The organism is Streptomyces clavuligerus, from assembly GCF_005519465.1.
In the GTDB taxonomy this organism is placed as follows: Bacteria; Actinomycetota; Actinomycetes; order Streptomycetales; family Streptomycetaceae; genus Streptomyces; species Streptomyces clavuligerus.
The window spans coordinates 1361121-1384043 of sequence record NZ_CP027858.1; the positions used below are offsets into that span (position 1 = coordinate 1361121).

16 protein-coding genes and 1 rRNA gene are annotated in these 22923 nt (G+C 69.6%); 3 read left to right on the forward strand and 14 right to left on the reverse strand.

All coding sequences use genetic code 11. The features are described 5' to 3' along the window. Positions 1-224: 224 nt before the first annotated feature. From CRV15_RS05380 to thyX, 4 genes are all read right to left on the reverse strand, one after another. Positions 225-1752 (reverse strand): 16S ribosomal RNA (locus CRV15_RS05380). A 577-nt stretch (positions 1753-2329) separates the two neighbouring features. Further along, positions 2330-4015: a ribonuclease J gene (locus CRV15_RS05385; protein WP_003958219.1), complete on the reverse strand. Its 1686-nt coding sequence runs from the start codon at positions 4013-4015 to the stop codon at positions 2330-2332. Between the two features lie 175 nt (positions 4016-4190). After that, on the reverse strand, positions 4191-5090 hold the full coding sequence (dapA, locus tag CRV15_RS05390; RefSeq protein WP_003958220.1) for a 4-hydroxy-tetrahydrodipicolinate synthase: 900 nt from the start codon (positions 5088-5090) through the stop codon (positions 4191-4193). A 216-nt stretch (positions 5091-5306) separates the two neighbouring features. Further along, positions 5307-6047, reverse strand: a complete 741-nt coding sequence (gene thyX, locus CRV15_RS05395) for an FAD-dependent thymidylate synthase (protein ID WP_003958221.1) — start codon at positions 6045-6047, stop codon at positions 5307-5309. A gap of 197 nt (positions 6048-6244) precedes the next feature. On the opposite strand from thyX, the gene CRV15_RS05400 reads away from it, so the two are divergent. Both CRV15_RS05400 and CRV15_RS05405 read left to right on the forward strand, forming a co-directional pair. Continuing rightward, positions 6245-6490 (forward strand): hypothetical protein, encoded by a 246-nt coding sequence (locus tag CRV15_RS05400; RefSeq protein WP_003958222.1) that lies wholly within the window; start codon positions 6245-6247, stop codon positions 6488-6490. Positions 6491-6588: 98 nt separating this feature from the next. Beyond that, a complete protein-coding gene (locus CRV15_RS05405) occupies positions 6589-7158 on the forward strand; it encodes a hypothetical protein (protein ID WP_003962072.1) in 570 nt (189 codons plus the stop codon). A gap of 91 nt (positions 7159-7249) precedes the next feature. On the opposite strand, the gene CRV15_RS05410 is transcribed toward CRV15_RS05405, so the two are convergent. The 6 genes from CRV15_RS05410 to eccD all read right to left on the reverse strand — a co-directional run bounded on the left by CRV15_RS05410 (position 7250) and on the right by eccD (position 14503). After that, the gene (locus CRV15_RS05410) at positions 7250-7693 is read right to left on the reverse strand and encodes a tetratricopeptide repeat protein (protein ID WP_003958224.1); all 444 of its coding nucleotides are present in this window, start codon (positions 7691-7693) and stop codon (positions 7250-7252) included. A 4-nt stretch (positions 7694-7697) separates the two neighbouring features. Further along, the gene (dapB, locus tag CRV15_RS05415; protein ID WP_003958225.1) at positions 7698-8450 is read right to left on the reverse strand and encodes a 4-hydroxy-tetrahydrodipicolinate reductase; all 753 of its coding nucleotides are present in this window, start codon (positions 8448-8450) and stop codon (positions 7698-7700) included. A 92-nt stretch (positions 8451-8542) separates the two neighbouring features. Next, complete coding sequence (locus tag CRV15_RS05420) at positions 8543-9922, reverse strand: M16 family metallopeptidase (protein ID WP_003958226.1); 1380 nt, start codon at positions 9920-9922, stop codon at positions 8543-8545. After that, positions 9919-12138 carry a polyribonucleotide nucleotidyltransferase gene (locus CRV15_RS05425; protein ID WP_003958227.1) on the reverse strand — a complete coding sequence of 740 codons (2220 nt, stop codon included), beginning with the start codon at positions 12136-12138 and terminating at the stop codon, positions 9919-9921. The genes CRV15_RS05420 and CRV15_RS05425 overlap by 4 nt, the downstream gene beginning before the upstream one ends. 365 nt (positions 12139-12503) lie before the next feature. Then, positions 12504-12794 (reverse strand): 30S ribosomal protein S15, encoded by a 291-nt coding sequence (rpsO, locus tag CRV15_RS05430; RefSeq protein ID WP_003958228.1) that lies wholly within the window; start codon positions 12792-12794, stop codon positions 12504-12506. 236 nt (positions 12795-13030) lie between these two features. Continuing rightward, positions 13031-14503 carry a type VII secretion integral membrane protein EccD gene (gene eccD / locus CRV15_RS05435; RefSeq protein ID WP_003962068.1) on the reverse strand — a complete coding sequence of 491 codons (1473 nt, stop codon included), beginning with the start codon at positions 14501-14503 and terminating at the stop codon, positions 13031-13033. Between the two features lie 664 nt (positions 14504-15167). On the opposite strand from eccD, the gene CRV15_RS05440 reads away from it, so the two are divergent. Beyond that, positions 15168-19145, forward strand: a complete 3978-nt coding sequence (locus tag CRV15_RS05440; protein WP_003958232.1) for a type VII secretion protein EccC — start codon at positions 15168-15170, stop codon at positions 19143-19145. A gap of 91 nt (positions 19146-19236) precedes the next feature. Here CRV15_RS05440 and CRV15_RS05445 read toward each other — a convergent pair whose 3' ends face one another. The 4 genes from CRV15_RS05445 to CRV15_RS05460 all read right to left on the reverse strand — a co-directional run bounded on the left by CRV15_RS05445 (position 19237) and on the right by CRV15_RS05460 (position 22923). Then, positions 19237-19533 (reverse strand): WXG100 family type VII secretion target, encoded by a 297-nt coding sequence (locus CRV15_RS05445; protein WP_003958233.1) that lies wholly within the window; start codon positions 19531-19533, stop codon positions 19237-19239. 96 nt (positions 19534-19629) lie between these two features. Beyond that, positions 19630-19992: a WXG100 family type VII secretion target gene (locus CRV15_RS05450; protein WP_003962067.1), complete on the reverse strand. Its 363-nt coding sequence runs from the start codon at positions 19990-19992 to the stop codon at positions 19630-19632. A 73-nt stretch (positions 19993-20065) separates the two neighbouring features. Then, positions 20066-21328: a S8 family serine peptidase gene (locus tag CRV15_RS05455; protein ID WP_003962066.1), complete on the reverse strand. Its 1263-nt coding sequence runs from the start codon at positions 21326-21328 to the stop codon at positions 20066-20068. 26 nt (positions 21329-21354) lie between these two features. Next, entirely contained in the window at positions 21355-22923 is a 1569-nt protein-coding gene (locus tag CRV15_RS05460; RefSeq protein ID WP_003958236.1) for a WXG100 family type VII secretion target, read from the reverse strand.

Genomic DNA, 22923 nt, shown 5'->3' on the forward strand with positions numbered 1-22923 from the left:
ACGACATGGTGAGTTCACCGGGGCCGGCAACCGAAGACACTGGCAGAAGCCCGTGCCCTCAGACACCCAACAGCGCGCCCGGCCCAGCAGACCCCACCCCATCCACGTTCCACGCCGAAGCAGTACTAGTGAAAGAAGCAGACCCTACTGTGCCGAATAGTCAACGTTCCACCCATGAGCAACCGTGCGAGACATTCGCTCGCATCCGGCCATGTGCTCCTTAGAAAGGAGGTGATCCAGCCGCACCTTCCGGTACGGCTACCTTGTTACGACTTCGTCCCAATCGCCAGTCCCACCTTCGACAGCTCCCTCCCACAAGGGGTTGGGCCACCGGCTTCGGGTGTTACCGACTTTCGTGACGTGACGGGCGGTGTGTACAAGGCCCGGGAACGTATTCACCGCAGCAATGCTGATCTGCGATTACTAGCAACTCCGACTTCATGGGGTCGAGTTGCAGACCCCAATCCGAACTGAGACCGGCTTTTTGAGATTCGCTCCACCTCACGGTTTCGCAGCTCTTTGTACCGGCCATTGTAGCACGTGTGCAGCCCAAGACATAAGGGGCATGATGACTTGACGTCGTCCCCACCTTCCTCCGAGTTGACCCCGGCGGTCTCCTGTGAGTCCCCATCACCCCGAAGGGCATGCTGGCAACACAGGACAAGGGTTGCGCTCGTTGCGGGACTTAACCCAACATCTCACGACACGAGCTGACGACAGCCATGCACCACCTGTACACCGACCACAAGGGGGGCACTATCTCTAATGCTTTCCGGTGTATGTCAAGCCTTGGTAAGGTTCTTCGCGTTGCGTCGAATTAAGCCACATGCTCCGCTGCTTGTGCGGGCCCCCGTCAATTCCTTTGAGTTTTAGCCTTGCGGCCGTACTCCCCAGGCGGGGAACTTAATGCGTTAGCTGCGGCACCGACGACGTGGAATGTCGCCAACACCTAGTTCCCAACGTTTACGGCGTGGACTACCAGGGTATCTAATCCTGTTCGCTCCCCACGCTTTCGCTCCTCAGCGTCAGTAATGGCCCAGAGATCCGCCTTCGCCACCGGTGTTCCTCCTGATATCTGCGCATTTCACCGCTACACCAGGAATTCCGATCTCCCCTACCACACTCTAGCCTGCCCGTATCGAATGCAGACCCGGGGTTAAGCCCCGGGCTTTCACACCCGACGTGACAAGCCGCCTACGAGCTCTTTACGCCCAATAATTCCGGACAACGCTTGCGCCCTACGTATTACCGCGGCTGCTGGCACGTAGTTAGCCGGCGCTTCTTCTGCAGGTACCGTCACTCTCGCTTCTTCCCTGCTGAAAGAGGTTTACAACCCGAAGGCCGTCATCCCTCACGCGGCGTCGCTGCATCAGGCTTTCGCCCATTGTGCAATATTCCCCACTGCTGCCTCCCGTAGGAGTCTGGGCCGTGTCTCAGTCCCAGTGTGGCCGGTCGCCCTCTCAGGCCGGCTACCCGTCGTCGCCTTGGTAGGCCATCACCCCACCAACAAGCTGATAGGCCGCGGGCTCATCCTGCACCGCCGGAGCTTTCAACCCAGAGGCATGCGCCCCCGGGTGGTATCCGGTATTAGACCCCGTTTCCAGGGCTTGTCCCAGAGTGCAGGGCAGATTGCCCACGTGTTACTCACCCGTTCGCCACTAATCCCCCACCGAAGCGGGTTCATCGTTCGACTTGCATGTGTTAAGCACGCCGCCAGCGTTCGTCCTGAGCCAGGATCAAACTCTCCGTGAATGCTTCCAGGTAATCCTGGTCGACACACACGGGAGCGGAACCAGGAGCAAGGAATAATCACTCCCGGTCCACAGCGTCCTCGCTGTGTGCGCCCCCGCCACCCCACGCAATGGGGATGAAACGGAGGACTTTTTCAAAGGAACCTCATCCCGGAGCAGAAGCTCCCGGACGGGGTATCAACATATCTGGCGTTGACTTTTGGCACGCTGTTGAGTTCTCAAGGAACGGACGCTTCCTTCAGGCCCTTTTCACCAGGCCCTCCGGGCAGTTTCCCTTCGGTCTTTCTTGCCTTTCGGCGTTTCCAACTCTACCAGATCCTTTTCCCGCCCCCCGGTCTCCCGGGATTCGGACCTTCAGATCCAGCGGCCAGTTGGACCGGCCTTTCGCCTTTCGGCTGCTCCGACCTTATCAGAGATTCTGAGTCGGAATTTCCCGCCCGTTTGGTTCACCGTGATCCGACACATGAATGTGTGGGGTTCCCCCTGGGCGGAGCCGTAAACCTACTGCGCCGAGCGCCCGGATGCAAATCGAGGCGCTCGGCACAGAGAAGGACCACGTCAGACCGGTTGCGGCGAGGTCAGACCTCGACCACGACCGGAAGGATCATGGGGCGGCGGCGATAGGTGTCGGACACCCACTTGCCCACCGTGCGGCGGATGAGCTGCTGGAGCTGGTGGGGCTCCGCGACCCCGTCTGCCGCCGACTTGGCGAGGGCTTCCTCGACCTTGGGCAGCACCCCGCCGAAGTTGGAGTCGTCGATACCGGAGCCCCGGGCCTGGAGATGGGGACCGCCGACGATCTTGCCCGTGGTGGAGTCGACCACGACGAAGATCGAGATGATGCCCTCGTCGCCGAGGATGCGCCGGTCCTTGAGGGATGCCTCGGTGACATCGCCGACCGAGAGGCCGTCGACGTAGACATAGCCCGCCTGGACCTTGCCGACGATACGGGCCCTGCCGTCCACCAGATCGACCACGACACCGTCCTCGGCGATGACGATGTGGTCCTTCGGGACCCCTGTCAACGCTCCCAGCTCGGCGTTCGCGCGCAGATGGCGCCATTCGCCGTGCACCGGCATCAGGTTCTTCGGCTTGCAGATGTTGTAGAAGTACAGCAGCTCGCCGGCCGAGGCGTGGCCCGAGACATGGACCTTGGCGTTGCCCTTGTGCACCACGTTGGCGCCCCAGCGGGTCAGCCCGTTGATCACCCGGTAGACCGCGTTCTCGTTCCCTGGGATGAGGGACGAGGCCAGGATGACCGTGTCACCCGGGACGATGCGGATCTGGTGGTCGCGGTTGGCCATCCGGGAGAGCGCGGCCATCGGCTCGCCCTGGGACCCCGTGCAGACGAGCACCACTTCGTGGTCCGGCAGGTCGTCGAGGGTCTTGACGTCCACGACGAGCCCGGCGGGGACCCGGAGGTAGCCGAGGTCGCGGGCGATGCCCATGTTGCGGACCATGGAACGGCCGACGAAGGCCACCCGGCGTCCGTACTCATGAGCGGCGTCGAGGATCTGCTGGATGCGGTGGACATGGCTCGCGAAGCTCGCCACGATGATCCGCTTCTGGGCGTTCGCGAAGACCTGGCGGAGCACGTTCGAGATATCGCGCTCCGGCGGGACGAAGCCGGGGACCTCGGCATTGGTCGAGTCGGAGAGCAGCAGGTCGATGCCCTCCTCGCTGAGGCGGGCGAAGGCGTGGAGGTCGGTCAGCCGGCCGTCGAGCGGGAGCTGGTCCATCTTGAAGTCGCCGGTGTGGACCGCCATGCCCGCGGGGGTGCGGATGGCGACGGCCAGGGCGTCCGGGATGGAGTGGTTGACCGCGATGAACTCGCAGTCGAAGGGGCCGATCCGCTCACGGTTCCCCTCCGCGACCTCCAGGGTGTACGGGCGGATGCGGTGCTCCTGGAGCTTCGCCTCGATGAGGGCGAGCGTCAGCTTGGAGCCGATCAGCGGGATGTCGGGCTTCAGCCGGAGCAGATAGGGGACACCGCCGATGTGGTCCTCGTGACCGTGGGTGAGGACGATGCCTTCGACATCGTCCAGCCGGTCCCGGATGGTGGTGAAGTCCGGAAGGATCAGGTCGATTCCGGGCTGCTCGTCCTCGGGGAAGAGGACTCCGCAGTCGACGATGAGCAGACGGCCGTCGTATTCGAAGACCGTCATGTTTCGGCCGATCTCTCCGAGACCGCCGAGCGGGGTGACGCGCAGGCCGCCCTTGCGCAGCTTCGGCGGGGCGCCGAGTTCTGGATGCGGATGACTCAAAAGACTCTCCTCACCACGTACGCCACGTGCCGCTGGGGCACGTGGCGTACGTGACATTCGTGCACTTGCTGGGGGGGTTCCCTGTCCGGCCGTCCTCCGGTGGACAGGGTCAGGTATTCAGTTCGCCGAACTTCCGATCGACTTTCAATTGTCTATTCAGTTGTGAAGTCTGTGGTCAGAGCTGCACTCCGCCTGCGGCGAGGTCGGCGCGGAGCCGGTCCGTCTCCTCGGGGGACAGCTCGGTCAGGGGCAGCCGGACGGGACCGGACGGCAGGCCCTGGAGGGCGAGGGCGGCCTTGGTCGTCATGACGCCCTGGGTGCGGAACATCCCGGTGTAGACGGGCAGCAGCCGCTGGTGGATCTCCGTGGCCTTGCGGACGTCGCCGCCGAGGTGGGCGTCGAGCAGGGCGCGCAGCTCCGGGGAGGCGACATGGCCGACGACGGAGACGAAGCCGACGGCGCCGATGGAGAGCAGCGGGAGGTTGAGCATGTCGTCGCCGGAGTACCAGGCGAGGCCGCTGCGGGCGATGGCCCAGCCGGCCCGGCCGAGGTCGCCCTTGGCGTCCTTGTTGGCGACGATGCGGGGGTGCTCGGCGAGGCGGACGAGGGTTTCGGTGTCGATGGGGACACCGCTGCGGCCGGGGATGTCGTAGAGCATCACGGGCAGCCCGGTGGCGTCGGCGACGGCCGTGAAGTGGCGGCGCAGGCCCTCTTGCGGGGGCTTGTTGTAGTACGGGGTGACGACGAGCAGGCCGTGCGCGCCAGCGCGTTCGGCGGCGCGGGCCAGCTCGATGCTGTGGCGGGTGTCGTTGGTCCCGACGCCGGCGACGATATGGGCCCGGTCTCCGACGGCCTCCAGGACGGCCCGGACGAGCCGGTCTTTCTCCGCGTCGCTGGTGGTCGGGGACTCGCCGGTGGTGCCGTTGACGATCAGGCCGTCGTTTCCGGCGTCGACGAGGTGGGTGGCGAGGCGCTGCGCGCCGTCGAGATCAAGCGCGCCGTCCGCCGTGAAGGGGGTGACCATCGCGGTGAGAAGCCGCCCGAACGGGGTCTGCGGGGTGGAGATCGGAGCCATGGGTTACACGCTACTCGTTGCTCAGCACGCTGTGCCCCCTCCCGGACGTGACGTACGTCGTGGGATGAGCGGGATGCGGAGCCCGGCACTGCCTGCTCGGGGGTTCAAGCAGTGCCGGGTCCGTCTGATCAGCCTAGATGAACTTCATGAAATACCGCAATGCGGACACTTATCGTGCAATTCCACCCTTTGCTACGAGAAGGCCGCCGGGCAGCGTCAGGGGGCGATACGGCCGTTCGCGTTGAACGCGGCGTAGGTGAGCGGCATGAGCCGGGCCCACTCCCGCTCCATCTTCTCCCCGACCATCTCGATCTCCCGCTGCGGGAAGGACGGCACCTTGGCCTGCTCGTGCTGGGTGCGCAGGCCGAGGAAGTGCATCAGCGAGCGGGCGTTGCAGGTCGCGTACATGGAGGAGAAGAGTCCGACGGGAAGGACCGAGCGGGCCACCTCGCGGGCGATGCCCGCGGCCAGCATCTCCTGGTAGGTCTCGTACGAGCGCCGATAGGAGTCGATCATGGCGTCGGAGACGACCTTGTGCTGCTCCGGGCTGCCGTCGACGAAGACGTACTTGCCGGGGCGGCCCTCCTGGACCAGCTTGCGGTCCTGGCCGGGAACGTAGAACACCGGTTCGAGCTCCCGGTAGCGGCCCGACTCCTCGTTGTAGGACCAGCCCACGCGGTGCCGCATGAACTCACGGAAGACAAGGATCGGGGCGCTGATGAAGAACGTCATCGAGTTGTGCTCGAAGGGGCTGCCGTGGCGGTCCCGCATCAGATAGTTGATCAGGCCCTTGGAGCGCTCGGGGTCCTTCTGGAGCTCTTCGAGGGACTGCTCACCCGCGGTGGAGACCCGGGCCGCCCACAGCACGTCGCTGTCCGCCGCGGTGTGCTTCACCAGCTCGACGGTGACATCGCTGCGGAAACTGGGCGTCACGGTCTGGGCGGGGGTGTCGGTCACCGGGTGGGTCCTTCCAACGGCTGAGCGGGCGCGGACCACTCTAGTCCACCCCTCAGGTCTGCTCCCCTTCCTCCCTGACCCTCCCCTCTCGGCCATTTCTGTCCTGTTTCGACTGGTTCCACGGAATGCGGCACCAAAACAGCCTTCCGTGCGTCTGTACGAGTAACGAAGTCCCGCATCCGAAGGAGAGTGCCCCGATGTCCCGCCGGCGAGAAGCCGTTCCGTTCGCGTTCGTCGCTCACGCGGAGGCCGACAGCTTCGACAGCAATGTCGCCCCGCCGCCACGGGTGCGGGCGACGCCGTCCCAGCTCGCCGCCCGTACGCTGGTCGGCCTCACCGTCACCGCGGGGCTGGTCGGGGCGCTGCTGTTCGGGCTGCCCGCCATGGAGTCCGGCCAGGCGCCGGACCGGGGTGGCCAGTCCGAGGCGACCGAGCGTCGCTGAACTCGTACGGCCCCCCTGGGGTGGTCGCCCGATATATGCATCGGTAGCCTCACCCGTCACAGCAACCGATCGAGTGTGCTGGTGAGTGAGGATCAGTCGTGCCCCTGCCCTTTCTGACGGCCGACCGTACGTTTGACGCGGACGACGCGAACGACACGAACACAGACGGCGTCGCCCTGCCCTTCGACGACCACGACCAGTGGCGCCGTCCGTACCGCCCGGGTCCCTGGCGGGTGGGGGCGAGCGCGGTCCTGCTGCTGCTCGCCTCGTTCGTCCTGCTCGCCGCGGTGATCACCGCTGTCGCCGGGGCGTTCTCGGGGGCCGTGGTCTGCGCGGTCTTCGCCCTGACCCTGATCGCCCTCGCCCTGCGGCTGCTGCGGGCGGGCGTCTGGGTGAGCCGCCACGGTCTGCGCCGGGTCGCGCTGCTCTCCACGTCGACGGTGCCCTGGGGCCGGATCTCCGCCGTGCGGACCGCTCAGCAGCCGGTGCGGTGGCTGGGGCTGCCGCGTACGGTGCAGGGCCAGGCGCTGCTGCTCGTACGGCAGGGCAAGAGCGAGCCGCTGCCGCTGCTGACCGACCACAACGGGGACTTCCTGGGCCGGGTGGAAGCCTTCGACCGGGCCACGGACACCCTGGAGGCATGGGCCTCGGAGTACCGGACCCCCTGACCCTTCCCGGCCGGACCGGCCGCCCGCGGCGACACCCCCGGTCCCGGGCCTTCGTACCTCGTGTACGGGCCCGGGACCGGGGGCGTCGTCGTCAGCGGGCGCTCTCGCGGAGAGTGATCGCGCGCTGCATCGCCTTGCGGGCCCTGGGGGTGTCGCGGGCGTCGTGGTAGGCGACCGCCAGCCGGAACCAGCAGCGCCAGTCGTCCGGCGACCGCTCGGTCTCGGCGCGCCGCAGGGCGAAGACCCGGTCGGCGGCGTCCCGGTCGATCCGTCCGCCGGGGGTGCGGGCGAGATCGTCGACCGGCAGCCCGCCCTCGGCCTCCAGCTCGGCGGCGAGCCGGTTGGCCCTGGTGACGAACTGGGTGTTCTTCCAGAGGAACCAGATACCGATGACCGGCAGGATCAGCACCGCGACACCGAAGGTGACCGTGAGCGGGGTGGCCTGCTGGAGGAGCATCACACCACGGCTGCCGACCAGGACGAAGTAGACGACGAGGACGGCGGCCGTGATCAGATAGGTGATTTTCGCGCGCATGCGATCAGCCCAGGTCGAGGAAGTGTTCCAGGCCGAAGGTGAGGCCCGGGGTGTGCACCACACGGCGGACGCCCAGCAGCACGCCGGGCATGAAGCTGCTGTGGTGCAGGGAGTCGTGGCGGATGGTGAGGGTCTCGCCCTCACCGCCGAGCAGGACCTCCTGATGGGCGAGGAGGCCGCGCAGCCGTACCGAGTGCACCGGCACCCCGTCGACGTCCGCGCCACGGGCACCGTCCAGGGCGGTGACCGTGGCGTCGGGCTGGGGCGGGCTGCCCGCCGCGGCCCGGGCTGCGGCGATGAGCTGGGCGGTACGGGTCGCCGTGCCGCTGGGCGCGTCGGCCTTGTTCGGGTGGTGCAGCTCCACCACCTCGACCGACTCGAACCAGCGGGCCGCCTGCTGGGCGAAGGCCATGGTCAGGACGGCGCCGATGGAGAAGTTCGGAGCGATGAGCACACCGGTGCCCGGGGCGGCGTCCAGTGCGGTCCCCAGCCGCGCGAGGCGGTCGTCGGTCCAGCCGGTGGTGCCGACGACGGCGTGGATTCCCTGGCCCACGCAGTACTCCAGGTTGGCCATGACCGAGTCGGGGTGGGTCAGCTCCACGACGACCTGGGCCCCGGACTCGGCCAGCGTCTCCAGCCGGTCGCCCCGGCCGAGGGCGGCGACCAGTTCCAGGTCGTCCGCGGCCGAGACGGCCCGTACCGCCTCGGAGCCGATACGGCCCTTGGCGCCGATGACCGCCACGCGCAACTTGCTCATCAGTTCTTCCTCAGTCCTCGGTGCTCTGCGCTCTGTACGCACTCACGGTGCTCAGTGCCTGTCGGGAACTCTCAGGAGGGACGCCCGGGACGTCAGGAGACCGTCTCGTGCAGCCGTTCCGCCTGGCGGTCCTTGAGCGGGCCGATCACCGCGAGCGAGGGTCGGCGGCCGAGGACTTCCGCCGCGACCTCCCGTACCTCGTCGGGGGTGACGGCCGCTATCCGGGTCAGCATGTCGTCCACGGACATCTGCGCGCCCCAGCACAGCTCGCTCTTGCCGATACGGTTCATCAGCGCGCCGGTGTCCTCCAGGCCGAGCACCGTGGAGCCCGAGAGCTGTCCGATGGCGCGGCCGATCTCGTCGTCGTCGAGACCGTGGGAGGCGACGCGGTCCAGTTCGTCCCGGCAGATCTTGAGCACATCGTGGACCTGGCTGGGACGGCAGCCCGCGTAGACGCCGAAGAGTCCGCAGTCGGCGAAGCCCGAGGTGTACGAGTACACGCTGTAGGCCAGCCCGCGCTTCTCGCGGACCTCCTGGAAGAGCCGGGAGGACATGCCCCCGCCGAGCGCGGTGTTCAGCACGCCGAGCGCCCAGCGGCGGTCGTCGGTGCGGGCGAGGCCCGGCATGCCGAGGACCACATGGGCCTGCTCGGTCCTGCGGTCGATCAGCTCGACCCGGCCCGCGGTGCGCACGGCGCGCTGCCCGTCGCGGGGCGCCAGCGGGACGGCGTCGACGCGGTCGAGGGCACCGGCCCGCTCGAAGGCGCGGCGGACCTGGCGGACGACGGTCGCGTGGTCCACGTTGCCCGCCGCGGCCACGACCAGATGGGTCGGGTCGTAGTGCTTGCGGTAGAAGCGGCGGACGCGATCGGCGGTGAGGGCGTTGACCGTGTCGACGGTGCCGAGGACCGGCCGGCCCAGCGGGGTGTCGCCGAACATGGTGTGCGCGAACAGGTCGTGCACACAGTCACCGGGGTCGTCCTCGGTCATGGCGATCTCTTCGAGGATCACCCCGCGCTCGGCGTCCACGTCCTCCTGGAGGATCAGCGAACCGGTGAGCATGTCGCAGACCACGTCGATCGCCAGCGGCAGATCGGTGTCGAGCACCCGGGCGTAGTAGCACGTGTACTCCTTCGCCGTGAAGGCGTTCATCTCCCCGCCGACCGCGTCGATCGCGGAGGAGATGTCGAGGGCCGAGCGGCGCTCGGTGCCCTTGAAGAGGAGGTGCTCCAGATAGTGCGTGGCGCCGTTGAGGGACGGCGTCTCGTCCCGGGAGCCGACGTGGGCCCAGATGCCGAAGGTGGCGGAGCGTACGGACGGCAGGGTCTCGGTGACCACCCGCAGCCCACCGGGGAGGGTGGTGCGGCGGACGGTACCGATGCCGTCCTCGCCCTTGAGAAGGGTTTGGGTACGGGCGACGGCCCGCGCCTGGGAAGAGGCGCGGGCCGTCGCACGGGAACTACGCGACGTCACTTGTCGGTGTCGTCCTTCTTGTCGGCATCGGCGTCCTCGCCCTCGACCACGGGGATCAGGGAGAGCTTGCCGCGGGAGTCGATCTCGGCGATCTCGACCTGGACCTTGGCGCCCACACCGAGCACGTCCTCGACGTTCTCCACCCGCTTGCCACCGGCCAGCTTGCGGATCTGCGAGATGTGCAGCAGACCGTCCTTGCCCGGGAGCAGGGAGACGAACGCGCCGAACGTGGTGGTCTTGACGACCGTGCCCAGGTAGCGCTCGCCGACCTCCGGCATCGTCGGGTTGGCGATGCCGTTGATCGTGGCGCGGGCGGCCTCGGCGGCCGGTCCGTCGGCGGCACCGATGTAGATCGTGCCGTCGTCCTCGATCGTGATCTCGGCGCCGGTGTCCTCCTGGATCTGGTTGATCATCTTGCCCTTGGGGCCGATGACCTCACCGATCTTGTCCACGGGGATCTTGACGGTGATGATCCGCGGGGCGTTCGGGGACATCTCGTCCGGCGTATCGATCGCTTCCATCATCACGTCGAGGATGTGGAGGCGGGCGTCGCGGGCCTGCTTGAGGGCCGCGGCCAGGACGGAGGCCGGGATGCCGTCCAGCTTGGTGTCGAGCTGGAGGGCGGTCACGAACTCCTTGGTACCGGCGACCTTGAAGTCCATGTCGCCGAAGGCGTCCTCCGCACCGAGGATGTCGGTGAGGGCGACGTAGTGCGTCTTGCCGTCGATCTCCTGGGAGATCAGCCCCATGGCGATACCGGCGACGGGGGCCTTCAGCGGCACACCGGCGTTCAGCAGCGACATGGTGGAGGCGCAGACCGAGCCCATGGAGGTGGAGCCGTTGGAGCCCAGCGCCTCGGAGACCTGGCGGATCGCGTAGGGGAACTCCTCGCGCGACGGCAGCACCGGCACGATGGCGCGCTCGGCGAGGGCGCCGTGGCCGATCTCACGGCGCTTGGGGGAGCCGACGCGGCCCGTCTCACCGACGGAGTACGGCGGGAAGTTGTAGTTGTGCATGTAGCGCTTGCGCGTCACCGGGGAGAGGGTGTCGAGCTGCTGCTCCATGCGGAGCATGTTGAGGGTGGTGACGCCCAGGATCTGGGTCTCGCCACGCTCGAACAGCGCGGAGCCGTGCACCCGCGGGATCGCCTCGACCTCGGCGGCCAGCGTACGGATGTCCGTGACGCCGCGGCCGTCGATGCGGACCTTGTCCTTGATGACGCGCTCGCGCACCAGGGCCTTGGTCAGCGAGCGGTAGGCGGCGGAGATCTCCTTCTCGCGGCCCTCGAAGGCCGGGAGCAGCTTCTCGGCGGCCAGCTCCTTGACGCGGTCCAGCTCGGTCTCGCGGTCCTGCTTGCCCGCGATGGTGAGGGCCTGCGCCAGCTCGCCCTTGACGGCGGCGGTCAGGGCCTCGTACACGTCGTCCTGGTACTCCAGGAAGACCGGGAACTCGCCCTCGGGCTTGGCGGCCTTGGCGGCGAGGTCGGACTGGGCCTTGCAGAGCACCTTGATGAAGGGCTTCGCGGCTTCCAGACCGGCGGCGACGACCTCCTCGGTGGGGGCCTCGGCGCCGTCCTTGACCAGCTGGACGGTCTTCTCGGTGGCCTCCGCCTCGACCATCATGATCGCGACGTCGCCGTCCTCCAGGACACGGCCGGCGACGACCATGTCGAAGACGGCGTCCTCCAGCTCGGTGTGGGTCGGGAAGGCGACCCACTGGCCCTTGATCAGGGCCACCCGGGTGCCGCCGATCGGGCCGGAGAAGGGCAGGCCCGCGAGCTGGGTGGAGCAGGAGGCGGCGTTGATGGCGACCACGTCGTACAGGTGGTCGGGGTTGAGCGCCATGATCGTCTCGACGATCTGGATCTCGTTGCGCAGGCCCTTCTTGAACGAGGGGCGCAGCGGCCGGTCGATCAGCCGGCAGGTGAGGATGGCGTCCTCGGAGGGACGGCCCTCACGGCGGAAGAAGGAGCCGGGGATCTTCCCGGCGGCGTACATCCGCTCCTCGACGTCGACCGTGAGGGGGAAGAAGTCCAGCTGGTCCTTGGGCTTCTTGGAGGCGGTGGTGGCCGACAGCACCATGGTGTCGTCGTCCAGGTAGGCCACGGCGGAACCGGCGGCCTGCTTGGCGAGGCGGCCCGTCTCGAAGCGGATGGTGCGGGTGCCGAAGGAGCCGTTGTCAATGACGGCCTCGGCGTAGTGGGTCTCGTTCTCCACTAGCGTTTTCTCCGTTACGTTGCGTCTTTATGTCCCCGGCGCCCGTGTGGCGGGGGACCGGCGGAGAAGCTCTCGAACTGGGCCGGTCTTCGATCGAAGCACCCGGGGCTGTGCACTCCGGGGGCCACTACCGAGGACCGGCGGTGAGTCGGCTTCTCGGGTCAGGTCTGTCGTTTTGCGGTGGTGCGTTGTGCGACCAGACTAAATGGCGTCCGGCCGCCCGCGCACGTACAGCGGGTCAGGCGCGTACAGCGGGTACGTCCTGACGGGCGTCCCACCGGCCCGTCACCCGGTTGCCGCCCCGCAGTGGCGGCAACAGCAAAGGAGCGGTCCCCGGGGGTGGGAACCGCTCCCTTCACGGCGTCTTACTTGGCGCCGCCGGCCGCACCGCGGCGGATGCCGAGGCGGTCGACCAGCGCACGGAAGCGCTGGATGTCCTTCTTGGCCAGGTACTGCAGCAGGCGGCGGCGCTGGCCGACCAGGATCAGCAGACCACGGCGGGAGTGGTGGTCGTGCTTGTGGGTCTTGAGGTGCTCGGTCAGGTCCGAGATGCGGCGGGAGAGCATCGCGACCTGGACCTCGGGGGAGCCGGTGTCGCCCTCCTTGGTGCCGAACTCGGCCATGATCTGCTTCTTGGTGGCGGCGTCGAGAGACACGGGTACTCCTCTTGAGTGTTCGAAGCGCCTGCGAGTGCCCCTGGTCTTGGTCTCAGGTGGCTTCCGTGACTCGGAGGCGAAGGTCCGATGGGCGCAGCTCCCAGGCATCCGGGAGCGCGTACACAAACGGCCGTCACACAGCGTACCAGCCCCGGTCGCCGTGTCCGGTCGCGGGCCGGGCGCCGGGCACGGAGCGCCGCGGGGCACGCACGGTGTGTCGCGGGGCCTGGCCCCGGTCAGGAGGTGGTGGCGCGGATGGCGTGGTAGACGTCGAAGACGGCGAGGGCGAGCGGGATCAGGGTGAGCAGGACACAGGTCTCGGCGATCTCCAGGAAGCGGCCCCAGAACGGGGTGACGCCGGTGCGCGGGACGATCAGCCCGATGGCGGTGATCAGCGCGGCGACCCCGGCGACGGCGGCGGCGAGCCAGACCGTCCGCAGGTCGAGGGCGGTGCCGTCGCCCCGCAGGGCCTCGCGCAGCAGTGCGGCGGGCGGTTCCGTGCCGACGCCGAGGCCGAGCAGGACCAGGGAGGCGAGGCCCGCGGCGAGGGCGCAGGCGACCTGGGCGGTGTAGCGGAAGAGATGGGCCCGCATGAGCATGGCGACGCCGGTGGCGAGGGCGAGGAGCCGGGCCCAGCCGTTGTCCGAGAAGCCGAGGACGGCGGCGGAGCCGACGGCGAGCAGGGCGCAGCCGCCGACCAGGCCGATGAGCAGTTCATGGCCGCGGCGGGCCCGGGCGGCGATCCGTACGGCGTCGACGGGGCCCTGCGGCCCGGTGTCGCCGTCGTGGCCGCTGACGAGGGCGGTGCGGGGCGGGTCGAAGCCGATGGGGAGCCGGGCGACGCGGGTGGCGAGCCCGGGGAGGAAGGCGAGTGCGCCCACGGCGAGGGGGGCGCAGAGGGCGGCGGTCTCGACGGGGGCCAGCCCGTACAGGAGTGCGGCGAAGGCGGCCGACGCGCCGACGGCGGAGGCGAGGACGAAGGCGACGAAGGGGCTGTCGCCGCCGGGCGAGACCAGGGTGAGGATCACCGCGGCCACCAGGACGGCGGCGCAGGCGAGGAGGAAGTGGAGGCGTCCGGCGCCCTGGCCGTCGGCGGGCGGCAGCAGTCCGGAGCCCGCGACGGCGGCGTTGGCCAGGGCTCCGGTCCCGAGGGCGACGGCGGAGCCCCGGTCGTCGTAGACGCGGGCGCGGACACAGGCGACCGCGAGCAGGAGTACGGCGGCGACGGCGGCGAGGACGCCGGGGAGGCCGTGGGTGTCGTGGCGGGGCGCGGAGGACCACAGGACGAAGGCGAGGAGGAGCAGGAGGACGGAGCCGCCGAAGAGCGCCGCCCCGCGGGTGAGGTCCTCGTTCCACAGGCCGCGGTCGCGGACGACGGCGGTGGCGACGGCGTCGGTGACGTCGTCGAAGACGGCGGGCGGGAGGGATTCGGCGAAGGGGCGCAGGGAAAGGAGTTCGCCGTCGAGGATGCGCTGGGCGCCGAGGGAGCGGGCGCCGTCGAGGACGGTGCCGTCGCGGCGGACCAGGTGGTAGCCGACGGGGGCCCCGGGGGCGGGGCTCTGTCCGGACAGCCGCAGGATCTCCGGGTAGAGGTCGGCGACGGCCAGGTCGTCGGGGAGGGCGACGTCGACGCGGCCGTCGGGTGCGACGACGGTGACCCGGCAGAAGCCGGTGGAGCCCATGGGTCCCACGGGGGTGGACGCGGACATCGGGGCCGTGCGGCCGGGGCCGCCGGCCGTTCCTCGCGCTGTCTCTGAGGCCAACCTGCTCACCTGCTGCTTCCCCCTGGTGATCGTGGTGATCGTCCTGCGGCGTGGGGCGGTGCGGTGGCCGGTCCCGGTCCGGGGGGATCGGGGGTTTCGTCCACCCCGCCGATGTCGCCCGCGGCCGTCGGTCCGTTCCCCCCTCGTTCGCCCTCGTTCGCTCTCGTTCGCCCGTTCCCGCGTCGGTCCGTTGCGGCGTCCGGCTGTCGTCCGCCCGTGCCTGCGTCCGTCCCGTCGCCCGCCCGTATATATGCGCGATATATACGTGCATCCATCAGATGTCCGGCGTCCGTACGGTATTCCGGCCGGTGGTCCACCGGTACGGGGTGCCGCTCGGCCGGTACCGGGTGCCGGGTACGGCGTTCGCGCGCTGTCCGTGGTGCCCGTGGTGTCCGTGGTGCGTCCGGCAGCCGGTCGTCCACCCGCGTCGACCGGGGCGCGAACGGGGCGGACCGGACCGGGCCTGTCCGTGTGCGCGCCCGGCGGACATCGCGTCACCCTACCGTCCGTACCGGCGCCGTCGCGCAAGTAATATCCGTCCCCGCGGACGGAATCCGTCGCCACGGGGGCGCCGAAGGGGATTCATCCGTCCGGCGAGATGGGTGAGCCGATGAGTCAGATCGTCGTCAAGCGCCCGCCGCGGGCCCTGCCCGCCGAGGTGCCCGGTGAGCAGTTACGGTTGCAGCCGCCACCCGAACTGCCGCGCGGGCAGCAGGAGGGCGCGCTGATGCAGTTGCTGCCGATGCTGGGCATGGGCGGCTCGGTGGTCTTCTTCTTCCTCACCCCGAACCCCGTGATGCGCATCATGGGCATGATCATGATCGCGTCGACGGTCGCGATGGCCATCGCGATGCTGGTCCGCCACCGCCGGGGCACCCAGGGCGAATTAGCCGATCTGCGCCGGGACTATCTGAAGTACCTGACCCAGACCCGCAAGGGAGTGCTGCGGACCGCGCGGCGCCAGCGGGACTCCGCGTTCTATCTGCACCCGTCGCCCGAGCAGTTGTGGGCACTGGTCGCGGAGGGCGGCCGGCTGTGGGAGCGGCGCGTCGGCGACCCGGACTTCGCCCAGGTGCGGATCGGCCTGGGCAGCCAGCGGCTGGCGACCGAGCTGATCGCGCCCGAGACCGCGCCGGTGGACGAGCTGGAGCCGCTGACGGCGGGCGCGATGCGGCAGTTCCTGGCGACCCACGGGACGGTGGACGGGCTGCCGCTCGCGGTCTCGCTGCGGTCCTTCTACCACCTGACGGTGAGCGGTGACGCGGAGTCGGCGCGCTCCACGGCCCGTTCGCTGCTGGGTTCGCTCGCCGCGCTGCACTCCCCCGAGGATCTGGTGATCGCGGTGGCCGTGCGGCCGGAGACCGCTGAGCACTGGGAGTGGGCGAAGTGGCTGCCGCACACGCAGGCGCCGGGCCCGGGCGACGGCGCGGGCAGCCGCAGGCTCATCACCACCGGGGCCCGGGAGCTGGACGAGCTGCTGGCGGCCCAGTGGGAGGGGCGGCCCCGGTTCCAGGGCGGCGGTCAGCCGCTGCTCGACCGGCCGCATGTGGTGGTCGTCCTGGACGGCCCGCCGGTGCCGGGCGCATCAGCGCTGGCGGCGGCGGAGGGGCTCCAGGGCGTCACGGTCGTGGAGGTGGTGCCGGGGTCGTCCGGGGCCGCCGTCGGTGCGCCCGGCGGTCTGTCGGTCACCGTCACCCCCGGCGCGCTGCGGCTAGAGTCGGGGCACGGGCTGGTGTACGACGGGGTGCCGGACCGGCTGGAACCGGCGGCGGCGGAGGCGCTGGCCCGGCAGCTCGCCCCGCTGCGCATGGGCACCGGCGGGGACGACGGCCAGCCGCTGCTGGCGAATCTGGACTTCACGGATCTGCTGAATCTGGGTGACGCGGCCTCGGTCGACGTGGGCCGCACCTGGCGGGACCGGTCGCGTTCGGAGCGGCTGCGGGTGCCGATCGGGGTGGGTGAGGACGGCACTCCGGTGATGCTGGACCTCAAGGAGGCGGCACAGGACGGCATGGGCCCGCACGGGCTGTGCGTGGGCGCGACCGGCTCCGGCAAGTCGGAGCTGCTGCGGACGCTGGTCCTGGGGCTGGCGGTCACCCACTCCTCCGAGACCTTGAACTTCGTCCTCGCGGACTTCAAGGGCGGTGCGACCTTCGCCGGGATGTCCCGGATGCCGCATGTGGCGGCGGTCATCACCAACCTGGCGGACGATCTGACGCTGGTGGACCGGATGGGCGACTCCATCCGGGGCGAGCTGAACCGGCGCCAGGAGCTGCTGCGGGACGCGGGCAACCACGCCAATGTCCACGACTACGAGAAGGCGCGCGCCGCGGGCGCCCCCTTGCAGCCGATTCCCTCACTGGTGCTGGTCATCGACGAGTTCAGCGAGCTGCTGACCGCGAAGCCCGACTTCATCGAGATGTTCGTGCAGATCGGGCGGATCGGCCGCTCGCTCGGGGTGCATCTGCTGCTGGCGTCGCAGCGTCTGGAGGAGGGCAGGCTGCGCGGTCTTGAGACCTATCTGTCCTACCGGGTGGGGCTGCGCACCTTCTCGGCGGCCGAGTCGCGTGCCGCGCTGGGGGTGCCCGACGCGTACGCCCTGCCGAATGTGCCGGGTTCGGGCTATCTCGCGTACGGCACCGACGAGATGGTCCGCTTCAAGGCCGCGTATGTCTCCGGCGCGTACCGTTCCGAGGCGCACCGGGCGGTTCCGGACGGGCCGCTGCCGGTGGACCGCAGGCCGGTGGAGTTCACGGCGGCACCGGTTCCGGTGGTGTACGCGCGGCCCGCGGCGGGTCCCCTCGTGCCGGAGGCGCGTTCCGGCGGGGACGACGCGCTCGCGGACTCCGTCCTGGACGTCGTCGTCCGGCGGCTGGAGGGGCGTGGGGCGGAGGCCCATCAGGTCTGGCTGCCGCCGCTGGACAGTCCGCCCGCGCTGGACGAGCTGCTGCCGGGGCCGGCCCCCGTGGACGGCCGGGGGCTGACCGGGCCGGGGTACGAGGGGGCGGGGCGGCTCGTCGTTCCGCTGGGGGTGGTCGACAAGCCGTTCGAGCAGCGGCGGGACACGCTGTACCGGGATTTCTCGGGCGCGGCGGGACATATGCAGATCGTCGGCGGGCCCCAGTCGGGGAAGTCGACCCTGCTGCGGACCCTGGTCGCGGGGTTCGCCCTCACCCACACCCCGCAGGAGGTGCAGTTCTACGGCCTGGACTTCGGCGGCGGCGGTCTGTCGGCGGTGGCCGGTCTGCCGCATGTCGGCGGGGTGGCGTCCCGGCTGGACCCTGAGCGGGTACGGCGGACGGTCGCCGAGGTGTACGGGGTCCTCTCGCAGCGCGAGGAGTACTTCCGCGCCGCGGGCATCGACTCGATCGCCACGTACCGCGGGATGCGGGCGAGCGGCGGTATCTCCCCCGTGGAGCAGCCGTTCGGCGATGTGTTCCTGCTGATCGACGGGTGGGGCAGCTTCCGCACGGACCACGAAGGGCTGGAGCCGCTGATCCTGGACATCGCCGCGCGCGGGCTCGGCCACGGCGTCCATCTGGTGCTCACGGCCTCACGTTCGATGGAGGTCCGCGCCCATCTGAAGGACCATCTGATGAACCGGCTGGAGCTGCGGCTCGGGGACACGATGGACTCCGAACTGGACCGCAAGGCGGCCGTCAACGTACCGGCCGGTGTCCCCGGGCGCGGGCTGACGCCGGAGAAGCTGCACTTCATGGCGGCGGTGCCGAGGATCGACGGGATCGGCTCCGACAGTGAGCTGTCGGAGGCGACCGCGGCGATGAACCGGGAGGTGGCCCGGCACTGGCAGGCGCCCGGCGCCCCGGAGGTTCGGCTGCTGCCGCGTGAGCTTCCCGCGGACCGCCTTCCGTCCGGCGCGGCGGCGCCCGAGCGCGGCGTGGCGTTCGCGATCGACGAGAACAGCCTGGAGCCGGTCTGGTTCGACTTCGAGCGGAATCCGTTCTTCCTGGTGCTCGGCGACAGCGAGTCGGGCAAGTCGAATCTGCTGCGGCTGCTGATCAAGCAGCTCAGCGAGCGGTACGACGGGGGCGTCTGCAAGTTCTTCGTCATCGACAACCGGCGGGCGCTGCTGGACGCCACCCCGGCCTCGCACCTCGCCGAGTACGTGCCGATGTCGAACGCCATGGAACACCATGTGGACGCGCTCGCGGATCTGATGCGGCGCCGGGCTCCGTCGGCCGAGGTGACGGCGCGGCAGATGAGGGACCGGAGCTGGTGGCGCGGGCCCACGGTGTTCGTGGTGGTCGACGACTACGACCTGGTGTCGACATCGAGCGGGAACCCGCTGGCGCGGCTCACGGAGCTGCTGCCGTTCGCCCGGGACGTGGGGGTGCGCTTCATCGTCGCGCGTGGCGCGGCGGGGGCGAGCAGGGCGGTGTACGAGTCGTTCTTCCAGCGGATGACGGAGCTGGGCGCGCAGGGGGTGCTGCTCTCCGGCGATCCGCAGGAGGGCGATGTGCTGGGCGGTGTGCGGATGCGGCCGATGCCCGCGGGCCGGGGGATCTTCGTCTCCCGGCAGCGCGGCAATCCGCTGGTGCAGACGGGGTTGCTGCCGGCCGTGGAATGACCCCGGCCCCGGGAGCGGGGCACCGGTGAACGGGGCGGGGTGGGCATCTCCCGTGCATGTCCACCCCGCCGGCCGTTCCCGGGGCCGACGGCTAGAAGTAGCCCGCCGCCTTGCGGTCGCCCGCCTGGTAGGCCGGGGACGCCTCCCGCACGGCACGGGCGATACCGCGCAGCGCCTCGTGGATCATCCGGGTCTCCTTGTCCCACTGCTTGTGGTAGGCGTCCGCGGCGGTGGCCGCCTCGCCCTGGAAGCCGTCCGAGATGCTGCGCAGCTTGGTCTGAAGGGCGACCAGCCCGTCGTCCAGCTTCTTGGCCTGCTGCTCGATCGTGGTCGCCGCCTGGTCCAGCGACGCGTAGGTGACGACGAGCTGTCCCGCGTTGTCCGACATGAATCCCTCCGGCTGCCGTGCTCAGTGCTGAGTGCTCAGTGCTCAGTGAAGTGCGATGTCTGATGTGCGATGTGCCGCGTGGTGCCGCGTGGTGGATCAGTAGCTGCTGAGGTTCGACGTCGCCGAACGGGTCGCCCCCGCGTCACCGGAGTACCCCGGCGTGACATCGACACCCTGGAGGGCGGCGCGGACCTCGTCGTCGGTGTTGCCCGCGGTGACCCGGGTGACCTCGATGGCCTCCTGGAAGTGGAGCAGCATCCTGGCGATCCGCACCATGCCCTGGTTGATCTCGGCCTGCTTCACGTCGAAGGCGCCGTGGCCGATGCCCTTCCAGTTGCCCTCCAGGCCGTCGATGACGCCCTGGAGCTGCTGGAGCTGCCCCTTGACGCTCTCGAACTGCACGGTGATCTCGTTCTGGAATGTGCCCAGGTACTCGTCCGTGACCTTCTGCACTGCCATGCCGGGCGTCCCCTCTCGGTGTTGGGTGGTGGGTGCTGGGTGGTGGTTCGCGTGGATGGCGGGCCGAGCGCCGTCAGGCGGAGCGACGGCGGCGTACGGCGAGGACGGCCACGGCGGCGACGGCGAGCACGGCGGCCACACCACCGGCGATCAGCCCCGTCCGGCTGCCGCCGCCGTCCCCCGCGTCCGCGGTGGCCTCGGTCTTCTCCCCCGCCTGCGCACCGGCCGTGCCCTTGGGCCGCGGTGAGGCCGTGCCCTTCGGCGCGCCGGACGGACCGCTCGTCCGTTGGCCGGTCAGTGGGCTGATGTCCGGATCACCGGGCTTCCCGATCCCCCGGTTGAGATGCGCCCCCGGCCGGACGACTCCGTAGCCCGAGTAACGGCTCATCCCCGTGGCCTTGCCGTCCTTGCCCTTGGCCGCGCTCTCGAACATGACTCTCAGCACCTGATTCGCCGTCCAGTCCGGGTTCGCCGACCAGATCAGCGCGGCGGTGGCGGAGGCGACGGCGGTGGCGGCGCTGGTGCCGTCGGAATCGCAGTAGCGGGTGAACGTGGTGTCGCACCAGCCCGGGATGTCGCTGCCGGGAGCGGCGAGGTCGACGACCTGGCCGTGCTGGGAGTAGTCGTCGATCCTGCCTTCGGGGGAGGACGCGGAGACACCGACGACCTCGGGGTACAGGGCGGGATACTCCGGCTCGTTGTCCTCGTCGCCGGTGTTGCCGACTGCGGCGAAGAGCAATTTACCCTTGCGCGCCGCGTATTCGATCGCTTGTTGCTCTTTGGTCTCGGGAAACTCGCTGCCAAAGGACATGCTGATGATCTGTGCATCGCCGTCCGCAGCGGCCCGGATGGCGTCGGCTCCGTCGAAGGCGCCCGTCTTGTGCTCCTCCTGGAACTCGTCGAGAGCGATCCGATACGGAATGATCTTGGCCTTCGGCGCCAGCCCCTGCAGCCCGCCACCTGCGCCCGTACCCGCGATCAGCTCGGCCATGGTCGTGCCGTGACCCTCGTAGTCGTCGGTCTCGTCCCCGGGCGCCCCTGTGAGGTCCAACCCCTTGAGGACCTGGCCCTTCAACGAGCGTGTCGAAGGATTCACGCCTGTGTCGATGACAGCGACCTTGACCCCCTCACCTTGTGCGACACTCCAGACCTTCTCCACCTTCATCGCGTCCAGGTACCACTGCTGTGATCGCATGTCTTCCACAGCGGCTGCCTCAGGCGCGGCGGCGACAACACCGGTTGTCCAAGCCCCGACCATGGCCACAGCGCAGACCAGACCTCGCCTCACGGCACACGGCGCACTGCGCCTTCGACCATGGCTCATCCATGACGACATCCTGGCTTCCGAACCTTCCGCTGCCGTTACTCGATCACCGGTGGAACGACCCGCCGCCGGACCGCCCATGTGTCTTCGTCTTCCGTCAGATAGTCCGGACGCGTGGAGGTGTTTCCCTCTTCCTCCCGCATGGGCTGCCGGTGCCCGGGGCGACCTCCGACCGGGCCGACCCCTCCGGTCGAGGGCCCGCTCGTCCGCGACCGGGAAGCGGCGCTGTCGCCGCGCGGAGTTCCGACGATTCCATTGCTGGCGGGGACGCCCCGGAAGGCGCCCGGAGCGCCACTGGCGGCGCGCTGCGGCGTTCCTCCGACAATGCCATCGGCCCGACCGGCGGCCCGCCCCGCCACCGGGCCCTGCTGTCCCATGGAGGTCACCGGGCCTACCGATCCCCCACGCCCGAACGCACTGGTTCCACCCACCACGCCCGCCCGTTCCGCCGCCTCGTTACGTCGGGCAACAGGTTTTCCCGCGCCCTCGGTTCCGGGGCGGCCCGCCGCCGGTGTGGCCGGTCCTCCTCCGACGGTCTTCGGCCCGGCCGATACGCCGGGTACAGCCTTGCCCGGAACCGCCTTGTTGGGCGCGAGCCCAGGCACGACGGGCAGCACCGGCGTGACGGAGGTGGCCGACGGTCCGCCCGGCGAGGTGACGGGAGGTGTCGACGGCACGCTCGGGAGCAATGGTGGAGCCGTGGCGTTGTCGAGCTTCATCGCACTTCCCGGTGACGGGGTGGAGGGCGAGGAGGGCAAGACCACAGACGGGGTCGTGGTGTCGACGGAGCCCGCCTGCCGAGTACCCACCGCCTCCGGCCTGTCGCCGTGCCGAGGCTGTAAGGACGTATCGACCGGACCAGCTCGCCCCGCCCCTTGCTCGGAGCCCCCGGGCTCCTGACTGGTACGGCGTGGTCGCGGCACATCCGCGGCCAAAGCCCTGGGCATCCTCGGCGGCTCCTGCGCCGCCAGCGACTGCGCCGACACCGCGTAGTACGACGCCAGCCGATTGAGCTGGTTGATCGCCTCCTGGCGGTGCTTCTCCGCCTTCACCGCGGCCGTGTACTCCGGGTTGTCCTGTGTGCGCTCGTCCGGCGGGAAGTCCTCCGCCCTGCGCGGGTCGGCGCGGCCGTCGCGCGGGGGCTTGGAGTTGCGGACGGAGGTCAGGCCCTCGGAGGCGACCTTCATCTGGCTGCCGACGGCGTTGGCGTAGGTGGCGAGGTCCGACGCGTACCGGACCAGGTCCCTCCCGTAGCGCTGGAACTCCGTGGCTCCGACGCCCTTCCACTCGGTGGCGTCGACGTGTCCCTTCAGGCTCTCGGCGGCCCTGTTGAGTGCCCGGGTGGCCCGTTCCAGGGCGTCACCCGCGCTCTCCAGGTCCGCGGGGTCGGCGGTCTCGACCAGGTCGAGCATGTCGTTCAGCCGGGCGTTCTCGAAGTCGGTCCGGCCGAAGAAGCCGCCGGGGCTGCGGTCGGCGAAGCCGATCCGGCCGAGGGCGGACGTGACCTCCTCGACCACGTCGACGGCGGCGTACTGGGTCTCGATCCGGGTGGTGTCGGCCGTCTGCCGCTGCTCGGGCGTCAGATTCCGTCGCGCGTTTTCACCCAT

Coding starts and splice junctions, on each gene's coding strand:
- dapA (WP_003958220.1), bottom strand. CDS start 5,090: ATGGCTCCGATCTCCACCCCGCAGACCCCGTTCGGGCGGCTTCTCACC.
- CRV15_RS05440 (WP_003958232.1), top strand. CDS start 15,168: ATGAGTCAGATCGTCGTCAAGCGCCCGCCGCGGGCCCTGCCCGCCGAG.
- dapB (WP_003958225.1), bottom strand. CDS start 8,450: ATGAGCAAGTTGCGCGTGGCGGTCATCGGCGCCAAGGGCCGTATCGGC.
- CRV15_RS05410 (WP_003958224.1), bottom strand. CDS start 7,693: ATGCGCGCGAAAATCACCTATCTGATCACGGCCGCCGTCCTCGTCGTC.
- CRV15_RS05460 (WP_003958236.1), bottom strand. CDS start 22,923: ATGGGTGAAAACGCGCGACGGAATCTGACGCCCGAGCAGCGGCAGACG.
- CRV15_RS05455 (WP_003962066.1), bottom strand. CDS start 21,328: ATGTCGTCATGGATGAGCCATGGTCGAAGGCGCAGTGCGCCGTGTGCC.
- CRV15_RS05400 (WP_003958222.1), top strand. CDS start 6,245: ATGTCCCGCCGGCGAGAAGCCGTTCCGTTCGCGTTCGTCGCTCACGCG.
- CRV15_RS05445 (WP_003958233.1), bottom strand. CDS start 19,533: ATGTCGGACAACGCGGGACAGCTCGTCGTCACCTACGCGTCGCTGGAC.
- CRV15_RS05450 (WP_003962067.1), bottom strand. CDS start 19,992: ATGGCAGTGCAGAAGGTCACGGACGAGTACCTGGGCACATTCCAGAAC.
- eccD (WP_003962068.1), bottom strand. CDS start 14,503: ATGTCCGCGTCCACCCCCGTGGGACCCATGGGCTCCACCGGCTTCTGC.